The organism is Secundilactobacillus silagei JCM 19001 (assembly GCF_002217945.1).
GTDB classification, from domain to species: Bacteria; Bacillota; Bacilli; order Lactobacillales; family Lactobacillaceae; genus Secundilactobacillus; species Secundilactobacillus silagei.
In genome coordinates, this window is record NZ_BCMG01000004.1 from 238,028 (window position 1) to 252,898 (window position 14,871).

10 protein-coding genes are annotated in these 14,871 nt (G+C 46.5%); all 10 read left to right on the forward strand.

The genetic code is table 11. The features are described from left to right. Positions 1-25: 25 nt before the first annotated feature. The 10 genes from CES79_RS05505 to CES79_RS05550 all read left to right on the forward strand — a co-directional run bounded on the left by CES79_RS05505 (position 26) and on the right by CES79_RS05550 (position 14,272). Positions 26-979 carry a helix-turn-helix domain-containing protein gene (locus CES79_RS05505; RefSeq protein WP_054654053.1) on the forward strand — a complete coding sequence of 318 codons (954 nt, stop codon included), beginning with the start codon at positions 26-28 and terminating at the stop codon, positions 977-979. 63 nt (positions 980-1,042) lie between these two features. Next, on the forward strand, positions 1,043-1,624 hold the full coding sequence (gene pgsA, locus CES79_RS05510) for a CDP-diacylglycerol--glycerol-3-phosphate 3-phosphatidyltransferase (RefSeq protein WP_089136554.1): 582 nt from the start codon (positions 1,043-1,045) through the stop codon (positions 1,622-1,624). 79 nt (positions 1,625-1,703) lie between these two features. Next, positions 1,704-2,951 carry a competence/damage-inducible protein A gene (locus CES79_RS05515; RefSeq protein WP_089136555.1) on the forward strand — a complete coding sequence of 416 codons (1,248 nt, stop codon included), beginning with the start codon at positions 1,704-1,706 and terminating at the stop codon, positions 2,949-2,951. An 88-nt stretch (positions 2,952-3,039) separates the two neighbouring features. Further along, on the forward strand, positions 3,040-4,164 hold the full coding sequence (recA, locus tag CES79_RS05520) for a recombinase RecA (RefSeq protein ID WP_089136556.1): 1,125 nt from the start codon (positions 3,040-3,042) through the stop codon (positions 4,162-4,164). Positions 4,165-4,420: 256 nt separating this feature from the next. Continuing rightward, positions 4,421-5,980, forward strand: coding sequence for a ribonuclease Y (gene rny / locus CES79_RS05525; protein WP_054654049.1), 1,560 nt, complete (start codon positions 4,421-4,423; stop codon positions 5,978-5,980). Positions 5,981-6,098: 118 nt separating this feature from the next. After that, complete coding sequence (locus CES79_RS05530; protein WP_089136557.1) at positions 6,099-6,902, forward strand: TIGR00282 family metallophosphoesterase; 804 nt, start codon at positions 6,099-6,101, stop codon at positions 6,900-6,902. Between the two features lie 54 nt (positions 6,903-6,956). Further along, positions 6,957-9,611, forward strand: coding sequence for a DNA mismatch repair protein MutS (gene mutS, locus CES79_RS05535; RefSeq protein ID WP_089136566.1), 2,655 nt, complete (start codon positions 6,957-6,959; stop codon positions 9,609-9,611). A 12-nt stretch (positions 9,612-9,623) separates the two neighbouring features. After that, positions 9,624-11,633 (forward strand): DNA mismatch repair endonuclease MutL, encoded by a 2,010-nt coding sequence (mutL, locus tag CES79_RS05540; RefSeq protein WP_089136558.1) that lies wholly within the window; start codon positions 9,624-9,626, stop codon positions 11,631-11,633. A 168-nt stretch (positions 11,634-11,801) separates the two neighbouring features. Next, positions 11,802-12,038: a YkuJ family protein gene (locus CES79_RS05545; protein ID WP_054654047.1), complete on the forward strand. Its 237-nt coding sequence runs from the start codon at positions 11,802-11,804 to the stop codon at positions 12,036-12,038. Positions 12,039-12,214: 176 nt separating this feature from the next. After that, positions 12,215-14,272 (forward strand): LTA synthase family protein, encoded by a 2,058-nt coding sequence (locus tag CES79_RS05550; RefSeq protein WP_089136559.1) that lies wholly within the window; start codon positions 12,215-12,217, stop codon positions 14,270-14,272. Positions 14,273-14,871 lie beyond the last annotated feature (599 nt).

A 14,871-nucleotide genomic window follows, 5' to 3' on the forward strand; every position in this document is an offset into this window, starting at 1 on the left:
AAAGGTTATAGGTGGAGAAAAATTTATGAGTGAAAATACTAAGTCAATTGGCGAAACGTTACGTGACGCCCGAATCGCTAAGGGTTATACATTAGATGACCTGCAGCAGACGACCAAAATTCAAAAGCGATACTTGATTGCAATTGAAGACGGTAAGTTTTCGGATTTACCAGGTGACTTTTATGTCCGTGCGTTTATTAAGCAGTACGCCCAAACCGTTGGATTAGACGGCAGTGAGCTGCTCGATGAATTTAGCGATCAATTGCCAAGCACCAAAACGCAAGAATACGTGGACCGGGTCAATGAAGATAATCCTTCCACGCGTTCGGCGCAGCGAAAAGTTGATGACCGTTCAGCCAAGATCAAGCGCCAGGTGCCAATCGTGGCAGCTGTGATCGTGGTCGTGATCGTGTTAGTGGGTATCTGGTTAGCAACGACGCGAAGTTCACAGTCAAGTCATAATAACCAAAACGTGGACAGCAGTTCCGTCTCCGTTTCTGGTAGTTCTGCTAAGTCAAGTTCAGCAGCTAAGGCTTCCAGCAAGAAGGTCTCATCTTCTTCTAAGCCCGTTTCCAAAGCCAGTTTCAGTAAGGTTTCAACTTCTGGCAACGCCACGACCTACACGATGAAGAACGCACCCAAGACGAAAACGATTAAGGTCAAGACGTCAGATAGTGCGTGGGTATCAGTGACATCTGCTGGCAACTCAGCCTTCCAAGGAACGGTGACTGCCGGCAAGACGCGGACCATTAAGCTGAGTGCCAATGCAACCTCAGCAACCTTGAACTTAGGTAATGCTCCAGCAACCAAAGTGACAATTGGCGGTAAGTCCTTACCATTGTCAACGGCTACCAGTTCAGCATCAACGACCTCGTCTTCAACGACCGCAGCTAATTCAACCAGCAGTTCTACTGCTGGCGCTGCTAGTTCATCATCGACGATGTCTCAAGTTCAAAACATTACCGTACAATTTAAGTAATCAGGGAAGGTAAGCTGAAAAGCTTGCCTTTTCTTAAGAAATTAAGTATCTGGAGGGGACACCGTGAATTTACCTAATAAATTAACAATTGGCCGGATTATTCTGATTCCCATTTTTCTGATTATTTTGGCAGTACCAATGGACTGGGGGTCAGTCGTTTGGCTGTCAACCAAGATTCCAGTGACGCAGATCGTGGCGGCAATTGTCTTTGCCGTGGCGTCGATCACTGATTTTCTGGATGGCCAGATTGCCCGCCGGCGGCACTTGGTGACCAACTTCGGTAAATTTGCCGACCCGTTGGCTGATAAAATGATCGTGATGACCGCTTTTATCCTGTTAGTTCAGATGGATATGGCACCAGCTTGGGTCGTGGCAATTATCGTTTGCCGTGAACTGGCAGTGACCGGGTTACGGCTGATCATCGTGGAAAATAGCGGGACCGTGATGGCTGCGGCTTGGCCGGGTAAAATAAAGACGACTTCACAAATGCTCAGCATTATTTTATTGCTGCTGAACAACGTGCTCTTTATTAGTTTCCCGTTAGGCACGATCTTGCTTTACGTTTGCCTGTTCTTTACGGTTTACTCAGGAATTGACTATTTCGTTAAGAACCGGAGTGTGTTTGCCGATTCATTTAATAATTAAACAACAAAGGAGGGGTGTTCTTGAGATGAGAGCAACCCCTTTTTGCTAAAATAAGGTTAATCAGATTGGAGACTGAGTGATGAACGCTGAAATTATTGCTGTTGGAACGGAAATGTTATTGGGTCAAATTGCCAATACGAACGGGGCCTATTTGGCACAGCAACTGGCCGGCATTGGGATCAATGTTTATTATCAAACGGTCGTCGGGGATAATCCCGAACGACTGGAAAAGGTGTTAAAGGTCGCGGAGAGCCGCAATGACCTCGTCTTAACGATCGGTGGTCTGGGACCCACTGAAGACGACCTGACCAAGCAGATCGTTGCCCGTCATTTGGGGGAACCCTTAGTTGTCGATGACGATGCTAAAGCTAAGATTGACAGCTACGCCGCAACTAGCGGTAAGAACAAGACCCCTAATAACGCGAAACAGGAACTAAAAATTCAGCATGCCATCAGTTTGAAAAACCATAATGGCTTTGCCGTTGGTGACCTGTATTTGAATCAGCACGGGACCAGCTACGTTCTGTTACCAGGACCGCCAGCTGAATGTCTGATGATGATCGACCGGGAATTGATTCCGCAACTGAAAAAACACGGTGATCAAAACCGCGTATTTAATTCTAGGGTGCTGCGGTTTGTGGGGATCGGTGAATCTAAGCTGGTATCGGATCTCGCGGATTTGATCGACCATCAAACCAACCCAACCATTGCACCATACGCAAAGGCGGCAGAGGTCACGCTTCGGGTGACTGCTTCAGCGACTGACAAGAACCAGGCCGATGCCTTGATTCAGGGCATGGTAGACCAGATCTTAGCCATCGACGGGGAATACTTCTACGGTTACGGTGATGATAATACACTAGCCAGTGTCGTGGTCAATCAGTTGATCGACCGCAAGCTTTCCGTCACGGCGGCTGAAAGCCTGACTGCCGGTGAATTTCAAAGCACGATTGGCAGTGTTCCAGGGGTCTCGGCAGTCTTTCCGGGTGGTTTTGTGACCTATGCCAACGAAGCAAAGCATCAGTTGCTGTCGATCCCGGCAGAAGTGATCAAGACTCAGGGCGTGGTCAGCAAGTCCACGGCCATTTGGATGGCGCAGCAGGCCAAAGCCAAGATGCAGACTGACATTGCGGTCTCCTTCACTGGTGTGGCCGGCCCTGATAAGCTAGAAGGCCAGCCAGCCGGCACGGTTTGGATCGGGATTGCCTACCGGGACGAAGAACCGAAAGCCTTCCTGTATCACTTTACGAACGGCCGTCAGCGGATTCGGGCACGTTCAGTGATGGCGGGTCTTGATCTCATTCGTCGGCGGTTAGCGGTTCACTAAAAATACGAACCTTTGTTCTATTTTTGCTTGCAATTTTGTGTTGAGACAGGTATAGTTTAATTTGCAAATGGCGACTAAGGAGGAACATATGGCTGATGAACGGCAAGCAGCGTTAGATGCTGCATTAAAGAAAATTGAAAAAAACTTCGGTAAAGGTTCTATCATGCGAATGGGTGATAAGGCTGATACGCAGATCTCAACGATCTCCAGTGGTTCACTGGCGCTGGACAATGCATTAGGTGTTGGTGGGTATCCCCGTGGCAGAATCGTGGAAGTTTACGGTCCTGAAAGTTCTGGGAAGACGACCGTTGCTTTACACGCGGTTGCTGAAGTCCAGAAGAACGGTGGGACAGCAGCTTACATTGATGCTGAAAATGCTTTGGATCCAGCTTATGCGACTAATTTAGGCGTTAATATCGATGATCTGCTGCTTTCACAACCCGATACTGGTGAACAGGGGCTCGAGATTGCGGATGCCCTGGTTGCCAGTGGTGCCGTCGACATGATCGTCGTCGATTCCGTGGCTGCGCTGGTTCCTCGAGCTGAAATTGATGGTGAGATGGGTGACGCGCACGTTGGCCTGCAAGCTCGGCTAATGTCGCAAGCCCTGCGTAAACTTTCGGGGTCGATCAATAAAACCAAGACTATCGCGATCTTTATTAACCAAATTCGTGAAAAAGTCGGCGTGATGTTTGGTAATCCTGAAACTACACCTGGTGGTCGGGCTTTGAAGTTCTACGCCACGATTCGCTTAGAGGTTCGGCGTGCCGAACAGATCAAAGAAGGTACCGATATTATCGGGAACCGGGTTCGTATCAAAGTGGTCAAGAACAAGGTTGCCCCGCCATTTAAGCGGGCTGAAGTTGATATCATGTATGGACATGGTATTTCTCAGACCGGTGAACTGGTGGACATGGCGGTTGACAAGGATATTGTGAATAAGTCTGGTTCATGGTATTCATACGGTGATGACCGAATTGGTCAAGGCCGTGAGAATGCTAAGACTTACTTGGCTGAACATCCCGATGTGATGAGTGAGATCAGGACTAAGGTCCGTAAGGCTTATAACATGGATGGGACTGCTGACGATGAGGCTACTGATACTACCAATACCGATAAGCAAGCCACCGAAAAAAGTGTTGAGGCCTTAGACCTTGATGTTAAAGATGCTAAAACGGCAAAACCAACTAAAAATAAACCTGCTAAGTCTTAATAAGCAGAATGAAAGTCCAAGCTGAAGTACAGCTTGGACTTTTTGCTGTTAAAGAGTAAAAATATATATTACAGCGATTAATTGGTTAATTTTATCATCATTTTTTAATAAATCATTTTCTTAGCTATCGTTCACTACTCTTTTATTGACAGCGTTGCGACTTAACATTAGAATATTAGTTGTGTCAATAATCAATTAACATCTTAAAATTTACTGATTTAGCAATCAAAAATTTTGATGATGCGGAGGTGGAATCATGGGTATTCCTGAGATAATCCTCGCAATCATCGCTATCGTTGTAGGTGCTGTCATCGGATACTTTGTCCATAAGTCAATTGTTGAACGCAATTTGGACGCAGCACACGAAACAGCACAAGGCATTTTAGCTGATGCGAAAAAGCAAGCTGAGACTGATACCAAAGAGGCACTGCTTGAAGCCAAAGAGGAAGGTCATCGCTATCGATCGGATGTTGAAAAGGATTTAAAGCGGCAACGCGGAGAAGTCCAAAAACAAGAAGACCGGGTATTACAGCGAGAAGAAGCACTTGATCGTAAAGATAACGCTTTTCAAAAGCGGGAAGATGTTCTCGAACGCAAGGAAAATAAATTGAGTTCGGAACAGCAAAAACTAGCTAAAACACAGCAACAGGCGGACTCACTTGTTGAAAAACGGCAAGCAGCTGTGGAAGAAGCAGCCGCGCTTTCTAAAGAGGAAGCACAGTCCCTGATTATTAATGATGCAAAGCAAGCGTTAAGTTCGGAACGCGCTAAAATGATTAAAGAAAGCAATGAACAGGCCGCTAAAGAAGCGGACTCGAAGGCTAAAGAATTAATCGTTCAAGCGATTCAACGCAGTGGTGCCGATATGGTATCTGATACCACAGTATCGGTGGTCACACTGCCTAATGACGACATGAAGGGTCGGATCATTGGTCGTGAAGGTCGTAATATTCGGACCTTAGAGACCTTAACTGGGATCGATTTAATTATCGATGATACGCCAGAAGCCGTTGTTTTAAGCGGCTTTGATCCAATTCGTCGTGAAGTTGCTAAGATTGCCTTGGAGAAGCTCATTCAAGATGGTCGGATTCATCCAGCTCGCATTGAAGAGATGGTTGAAAAGGCCCGTAAAGAATTGGATGAGAAGATCCAAGACCTTGGTGAACAGACGGTATTTGATCTCGGTATTCACTCGATGCACCCAGCTTTGATTAAGCTGGTTGGTCAGATGAACTACCGGATCTCGTATGGTCAAAACGTCTTAACGCATGCCATAGAAGTTGCTAAATTATCAGGAATTTTTGCCGCTGAGTTAGGTGAAGATGTCACGCTAGCAAAACGCGCAGGATTATTACACGATATAGGTAAAGCGGTTGAAAATGACGTGGAAGAGTCTCATGTTCAGATTGGGATTGATCTAGCGAAGAAGTACAAAGAAAGTCCGGTTGTAATTGATTCAATCGCGGCTCACGAGTCAACGGCAACGCCGCACTATGTCATTTCAGAAATAGTGGCAGCTGCTAATACGATCTCGGCTTCCAGACCAGGTGCACGGAGCGATTCACTTGAATCCTACATTCACCGGTTGGAAAAGCTGGAAAATATCGCTGATGAATTTGACGGCGTGAAGAAGTCATTCGCCATTCAAGCAGGGCGAGAAGTTCGCGTCATCGTTAAACCAACTAAAATTTCAGATTTGGACGCTGTTACACTGGCTCACGATATTAAAGAGAAGATTGAAAGTGACATGGATTATCCAGGTCACGTCAAGGTTTCCGTTATTCGTGAAGTTCGGTCGGTAGCGTACGCTAAATAGTCATTTAGCAGGGAGTATCTTCAAGTACTGGCAACAGTGCTTGAGGATACTTTTTTATACGGTAAATGTGTTAAACTAAAACGTGTTGTAATAGACTAAATTAGATAAGAGGACCAGCATGCGGATATTATTTATCGGAGACGTTGTCGGTGATCGTGGCGTCCAAATGATTCAAACTTACTTACCAAAATTGAAACGAGACTTGAAGCCTCAGGCAACCATTGTGAATGGTGAAAACTCAACACCTGTCGGCCGTGGTATCAGTCGCAAGATCTACAAGCAGCTGCTCGAAAGTGGCGCTGACGTGGTCACGATGGGCAACCATACGTGGGATAATAAGGAAATTTACGAGTTTATCGATGACACGACCAAGTTGATTCGGCCAGCTAATTACCCGGGAAAAGACGTCCCAGGCCGGAGCTGGACCAAATTAAAGGTTAATCAGGCAACCCTTGCCGTGATCAATTTACAGGGACGGGTCTTCTTACCGCCGCTGGATGATCCGTTTGCGGTGGCTGACAAATTAGTGACTGAGATCAGAAAAGAAACCCCCGTGATCTTCGTTGATTTTCACGGCGAAGTGACCAGCGAAAAACGCGCGATCGCCCTGTATCTAAAGGGCCGCGTGTCAGCCGTGGTCGGTACCCATACGCACGTGCAAACCAGTGACGGTCAAATTATCGACCATCAGACCGCGTTTATGACGGATGCGGGGATGACTGGCCCGGCTGCTGGTATTTTAGGGATGCAGCCCGCTAGTGTGATCCAACGTTTCTTAGATCAAAGACCAGCTCGTTATGTAGTTGAGACTAGTGAACCCGGGATCATGTCTGGCTGTGTGATCGATGTCAATGATGAAACCGGGCACGCCACTAAAATCAAACCGGTTTTAATTGACGATGCCCACCCGTATGATTTGTAAACAATCGTTAATGAAGTAGAGGTGGAGAGATTGGCGAAAGTAAACCAAACGCCGATGATGGTTCAGTATCAAAAAATAAAAGATCAGTACCCGGACGCTTTTTTATTTTACCGTTTGGGTGATTTTTACGAAATGTTTAATGATGACGCTGTGAAGGGTGCTCAATTGTTGGAGCTGACCTTGACCAGCCGGAATCATAGTTCTAAAAACCCGATTCCCATGTGCGGGGTACCGCACCGGGCAGTTCAAAACTACATCGATATCTTGGTGGATCGGGGCTATAAAGTTGCCATTTGCGAACAGATGGAAGACCCCAAGCTCGCTCAGGGCATGGTTAAGCGCGAAGTGATTCAATTGGTCACACCGGGGACTCAGACTGATACGGGTGCTGGTAACGCCAAGGATAACAACTATTTAACCGCTCTGACTCAGGTCAAAAACAAATTCGGCTTTGCCTATGCCGACTTATCCACTGGTGAATTAAAGGTGACGTCGTTGACTGATTTTGACGCCGTATTAAACGAAGTGATGAGTCTGCAGACTAAGGAAACGGTCGTTGATAAGTCGGTTTCTAAGGACGTTTTGGAGCAGTTGCAGACGGTCGGAATCCTCATTTCTCATCAGGATGAGACTGAGGTGAAGTCGGAACTGAGTTATCTGACCCAGGGTGTGACGGCTCCGGAACAGCTGACCGTTTTGAACCATCTGCTGACCTACATTATCACGACGCAAAAGCGAAGCCTGGCCCATTTGCAGCGGGCAGTGATGTATGAGCCCACCTTTTTCTTAAAGATGGACCATTACTCCCAGCGTAACTTGGAATTGATTCAAAATATGCGGACCGGCAAAAAGAGCGGTACGTTACTGTGGTTACTGGACGAAACCAAAACGGCCATGGGCGGACGCCTGCTGAAACAGTGGCTGGATCGGCCGTTAGTGAGCCGCAAACACATCTTAGCCCGGCAAAAGAAGGTCAGCGTGTTAGTTGATCAGTACTTTGAGCGCAACAGCTTGCAAGAAGAGCTGACCAAGGTCTATGACTTGGAACGACTGGCTGGCCGAGTGGCTTTCGGCAGTGTGAATGGCCGGGACCTGATTCAGTTAAAGACTTCGTTAAAGCAGATTCCAAAACTGCAGCACATTTTAAATGAATTACCGGACGCTGTTTTTGATGATATCTATGACCGGTTAGATCCAATTGATAATGTGACGGACGTCATCGACGAAGCCATCGTGGATGAACCACCGCTGTCAGTGACGGATGGCGGCGTGATCAAGGATGGCTATGACAAGACGTTAGATTCCTACCGTCAAGCCATGCATAACGGCAAGCAGTGGCTGGCTGAGATGGAAGCTTCCGAACGAAAAGCCACTGGCATTAATAACCTGAAAATCGGGTACAACCGCGTTTTTGGTTACTACATTGACGTGACCAAGACCAATTTGGATAAGTTGCCAGAGGGCCGCTACGAACGCAAGCAGACTTTGACGAATTCGGAGCGGTTTACCACCCCTGAGCTAAAGGAAAAGGAACATCTGATCCTGGAAGCCGAGGAAAAGTCCACCGATCTGGAATACAAATTATTTGTCAAAGTTCGTGAACTGGTCAAGAAGAATATTCAACGGATTCAAAGCTTAGCGCACGCGGTTTCCGAACTGGACGTTTTGCAGAGCTTTGCGGACATCAGTGAAAAATACCGCTTCGTGGCACCCACTTTTACCAAGTCGGGCCATGATCTGGAAATTGTTGAAGGTCGGCACCCCGTGGTCGAAAAAGTACTGGGCCGCCAGACCTATGTCCCTAATGATGTTAAGATGCCCGAAGAGACGTCTATTTTGCTGATTACGGGGCCTAACATGTCTGGTAAGAGTACTTACATGCGTCAGCTGGCATTAACGGTTATACTGGCGCAAATGGGCTGTTTTGTTCCCGCTAAGTCGGCGAAGATGCCGATCTTTGATCAGATCTTTACCCGGATCGGTGCGGCGGATGATTTAATCTCCGGTGAAAGTACCTTTATGGTGGAAATGAAGGAAGCTAACGAAGCCCTTGCTCACGCCACCGCCAACTCGCTGGTCTTATTTGATGAGATCGGTCGGGGAACGGCTACTTATGATGGGATGGCTTTAGCACAGGCGATTATTGAATTTGTTCATGATCGAATTCACGCAAAAACGCTATTTTCCACCCACTATCATGAATTAACGGTACTGGATAAGAGTTTGGCACATTTGAAGAACGTCCACGTGGGCGCCGTCGAAAAGAACGGTGAACTGGTCTTTTTGCATCAGATGCAGGATGGGCCAGCCGATAAGTCATATGGGATTCACGTGGCTAAATTAGCTGGTTTACCAGATTCACTGTTGAAACGGGCGGATAAAATTCTGACCCACCTAGAGAAGACCCAAGATCAGCACGCCTCCGTTCAAGTGGCGGCTGAGGATAAGCCGGTGCAACCGGAACCTCAACCGCAACCCAAACCGCAGCCCAAACCGCAGCCGGCAGAACCGGTGACAGAGACGGCTGAAGCTACGGATGCTGATACCCAGTTGTCCCTATTTGGTGAGCCGGAAAAGAAGGCTACCAAGGCGGACAAGGTGGCAGCGCAAGTTAAGGCGTTGAATTTAATGGGGCTGACCCCCATGGACGTCATGAATCAAGTGTATAAGTGGCAGCAAGAGTTAACACAGTCAAGAAAAAAACGGTAATGAGGTGATAAAATGGCAGCAATTCATGAACTTTCAACAGTGTTAGCTGATCAAATCGCAGCGGGTGAAGTGATTGAACGGCCGGCTTCCGTTGTCAAGGAACTGGTTGAAAATGCCATTGATGCCGGTAGCCACGAGATCGATATTCTCGTTGCTGAAGCGGGATTAAAGTCCATTGAAGTCATTGATGATGGCGACGGTATCGCAGCAGATCAGCTTGAACTGGCGTTTCACCGTCACGCCACCAGTAAGATCACTGACCGTAAAGACCTGTTTAAAGTCCATTCACTGGGCTTCCGTGGTGAAGCTCTGCCAAGTATTGCGTCTATCGCGGACGTTGAAATGGTCACGTCAACGGGTGGTGAAGGTCAGGTCATTCACATCGCTGGCGGTAAAGTGATCTCCCAAAAACCGGCGGAAGCTCGGCGCGGGACGGACATTACGGTTAAAGACCTGTTCTATAACGTGCCAGCGCGGTTAAAATACCTGAAATCACTGAACACGGAACTCTCTAAAATTGTCGATATCATCAACCGGTTAGCGTTGGGCCACCCGCAGATTCAAATCTCGTTGACCCATAATAACCGTGAATTGATGCGGACAGCGGGTCGTGGTGATCTGCGGCAGGTCATCGGCAGCATTTATGGCATGAATAAGGCCGGTAAGATGCTGGCAATCGACAGTGCGGATGCGGACTTTAAAGTCAGCGGCTACGTGTCATTACCCGAATTAACGCGGGCCAGCCGCAACTACATGACGATCCTGTTAAATGGCCGGTACATTAAAAATTATCAGTTGACCAAGGCCATCATTGCCGGGTACGGTTCGAAATTAATGGTGGGCCGCTACCCAGTTGCCGTGGTGAATTTAGAGATGGATCCGCTGCTGGTGGACGTTAACGTTCACCCGACGAAACAGGAAGTGCGGATCAGCAAGGAACCGCAGTTATCAGAGATTATTTCAACGGCGATTCAAGAACAGCTGAGCCAACAGAATCTGATTCCAGACGGACTCACTAATTTAAGGCGGGGCCACGTGGACCCCAAACAGGTCGCTCAAAATCTAGCTGCGGTTTCAGCTACGCGCGGTCCGCAGACTAGCAGACCGGTGGCCCCGCAAGCACGGGCGACATCACAAACGCCCAAAATGGCTCAAAAGAAGTCGGTTGACGCTAAAGACTCTGATTCTAGTGGGGCGCTGTTTGCCCAAAAGCCCTCTGACGGGTCGGCTCAACCGATCATGATCCGGTCTAAGGCTGAACTGGCATCACCTAAAGTCTCGGCGTTTGAGCAGAAGTATCAGCAGCCGCAGACCCCGTTTAATGAACCGGTGGCAGGGACTGCTAATACCGCTTCAACGCCCAAACCGCAAAAGCCGCAAGAAACCGAGCTGTTAAACCAGCAGCAAGACCGGTTCCCTAATTTGATCTACATTGGCCAATTTCACGGGACCTACTTGCTGGCGCAGTCGGATGAGGGACTCTATATCCTCGATCAGCACGCTGCCCAAGAGCGGGTCAACTACGAATACTACCGGCAGGCCATTGGTGAAGTCAGCGCAGATCAGCAACGTTTATTAGTGCCAATCGTGCTGGATTACAGTACCAGTGATATGTTAAAAATCACGGACAAACTGGATATTTTAGCGGCAGTCGGCCTGCATTTAGAACAGTTTGGCCCTAACAGCTTTATTCTGCGGCAGCATCCGACTTGGTTTAAAGCCGGGCAGGAGTCTGACACAGTCAAAGAAATGATCGACTGGGTCTTGCGGGATGGTCATCTAACGGTGGCCCAGTTCCGTGAGAAGACGGCCATCATGATGAGCTGTAAGCGGGCCATCAAGGCTAATCACCATTTGGATGATCAGCAGGCTAAAGCTTTGATTGCACACCTGAAAACGGCGGAAAACCCGTTTAACTGCCCCCATGGCCGGCCCGTGCTGATTCATTTTACGGATACTGACATGGAGAAAATGTTTAAGCGAATCCAGGAATCGCACCATTCATTAAGATCAGAAGCATAGACTTAAAAAGCAGGTGATTGTCAGTATTGGCAATCACCTGCTTTTTTCTATTGTAGAAATGCGTTAGACCTGTTAGAATTTTCATCAGGATATTTGCAAAAACGCGTGCTTACCGCAACGGGATTTGGTAGAATTAGACTGTTAAATTGAATTGGAAAGGGGATTCTCATGGAGGAATCACAATTAATCGGCATTATTAACCGACTTAAAGCAATGCAAGAAGATGCCGGAGACGAGCCACAACCACGTCGTTTCGAAAAGGAAGGCGTTGAACTGGCACAAGTTGTTTATCACCCAGAAACACAAACCTACAGTTTGGATGAACATCAAGCTAAGGAACACTTTGAGTTTGATAACATTGATCTGACTGCAATTGAGTTATTTGAATTGCTAACCGATAATTAAAACAAAAACTATGGGGAACCATAGTTTTTATTTTTATCACTGCTGATTCGTCATTATCGAAAAATTGATATCACTTATAAGTGTGAAGTTTTTTCAAAGTAATTTAGAGAAGATTGCTATTTTATAGAGATTCGATATAATGGCACTTGTTAAGTTTAACCTGGAGGCACGATGTTATGTCGGATTTTGTAAAACGAACGGCTGCTAAGTTGAATACCGTTTTTGGGTTCTTTATATTAGTAGTCGTTTTATTTTGTATTAAGACGTATATCGCGTATCAGACGGAGTTTAGTTTAGGGGTCAAGGGTGGTATTCAGCAGTTCTTACTGGTGGTTAACCCAATTCCGGCTGCACTTTTACTGTTTGGTATTGCACTATACTTTCGTGGACGTTTAGTCTACTGGCTAATGATCCTGATCGATCTGATTCAGACTTCCTGGATCTTTGCCAACATTCTTTATTATCGCGAATTCTCAGATTTTATGACGTTTAGTGTTATTAAAGGGTCTGGTAATGTTCAAAATAATCTGGGCAAAAGTATTGGCCAGATCATTCATCCAATCGACTTCTTTGTCTATTTGGACGTTGTTTTACTGATCGTTTTGTTAATGACCCACGTCATTCACGTTGATAGCCGGCCCTTCAAGCGCCGTTACGCGTTAACGATGACCGTATTGGCCTTTTCATTGATGGGTGCCGAATACGGGATGGCTAACGCTAACCGTTCGGGCTTATTGACCAGAACTTTTGATAACAACTATTTGGTTAAGTACCTGGGCTTGAATGAATATGCCGCCTTTAGCGTCTACCAGACGCAAAAGCAAAGTTCAACGCGGGCCCATGCCAGCGCCAGTGACCTGCAAAGTGTGAAGAAGTATCTGAAACATAATCGTGTGGGGGACAACCCGGCGTATTTTGGGACGGAAAAGGGTAAGAACGTCATCATCATTCACCTGGAGAGCTTCCAGCAGTTTTTGATCAACTATAAGGTCGATGGCAAGGAAGTTACGCCTAATCTGAATAAGTTCTATAAGAATCAAAACACGATGAGCTTTGATAATTTCTATAACCAAGTGGCTCAAGGAAAGACTTCAGATGCCGAGATGATGCTTGAAAACTCATTGTTTGGGCTACCGCAGGGTTCTGCTATGACGGAGTACGGGACGCAAAACACCTTTCAGGCGGCGCCCGCAATACTCGGTCAAAGGGGCTATACTTCAGCGGCTTTCCACGGGGACGTCCCGAGTTTTTGGAACCGGGATAACACCTATAAGTCATGGGGTTATAACTATTTCTTTAGCTCTCAGTACTATAAGGAAAAGCCGGACTACTCGGTTGGCTATGGCTTAAAGGATAAGATCTTCTTCCGTGACACGTCTAAGTATCTGCAGCAGCTGCCGCAGCCGTTCTATGCGAAATTGATCACACTGACCAACCACTATCCTTATGAGCTGGATAAAGAAAACACTGATTTTCCTGCGACTAAGACTGGCGACAAGACAGTTGACCCCTACGTTCAGACGGCTCATTACTTAGATGAAGCCTTTGGTGAATTCTTAACTTACATGAAGCAGTCCGGTCTGTACAAGAACAGTGTGATCGTATTGTATGGGGACCACTATGGCATCTCGAACAATCACCGACCCGCTATTGCGCAGTTATTGGGCAAGAAGAAGGTCACCAACTACGATCTCGCTCAGTTCCAGAAGGTACCGCTGATGATTCATGCCGCTGGGATGAAGGGCGGTATTAACCACACGTATGGCGGTGAGATCGACGTGTTACCAACGTTAATGGACCTACTGGGTGTGAAGGATAATCATACGATCCAGTTTGGCAATGATTTATTAGCAAAAAACCGCAACCAGACCGTGGCGTTTAGAAATGGCGACTTTGTGACGCCGCAACTGGCAAAAGTGAGCGGGACTGTTTACAATACCAAGACGGGCGCAGTAGTGAAGCCAAACACTGTTCAAAAGAAGCGTCTGGCTCGAGAGCAAAACCACGTCACTTCAGAATTATCCCTGTCTGATCGGGTAATTCAAGGTGATCTGTTACGCTTTTATCAGCTGAAAGATTTCAAATCAGTTAATAAGGGGAAGTATAACTATAAGTACTCCAACGGTATGCAGCAGTTGAAGGCTGCTCAGAAGTCGAAACCCACGAGTTTAATGGCCAAAAACCATGGCAAAGTTACAGCCACGTACAAGACGGATGCACCAGAACTTAAATAAATGAAGGTAAAAGAGTGATGTTGAGACGCATCACTCTTTTTTTGTGAAAAAATGTAAAATATTGCTTGACCCAGAATGCATAACTTGGTAATATTATATTCGTTGTTAAAAAGCAGGCGCGCAGATGCGTCGAATAATTATACACATCATGCTCATGGAGAAGATGGCGATATAAGAGTTACGATTTATCTGCAGAGTATGCTCTACCAAATCAATTCATATTTATTCAAAATAGTGATTGACTTGGTTGCCAACGATTGTTATACTTATGAAGTTCTGTTATTTCTACAGCAACTTGTAGAAGCTGATCTCATAGCATTTGACAGTGAAATCAATTGCCTGGCAGTTAAAAATAACGCTTGACATTGAATAGCACGAATGATATGATTTAAGAGTTGACTGATTAAATATTCATCAGTCATTCAGGACTCAGTAGACCTTTGAAAACTGAACAAAGTTTTGTTTCACAAATGTGCAGGGCATATCAGCTTAGGCTGGTATCAAATGTAATTTGCGAAGTCAATTTCGCTAGTAATATTAATGAGTCACAAACAATCATAAAATGAGAGTTTGATCCTGGCTCAGGACGAACGCTGGCG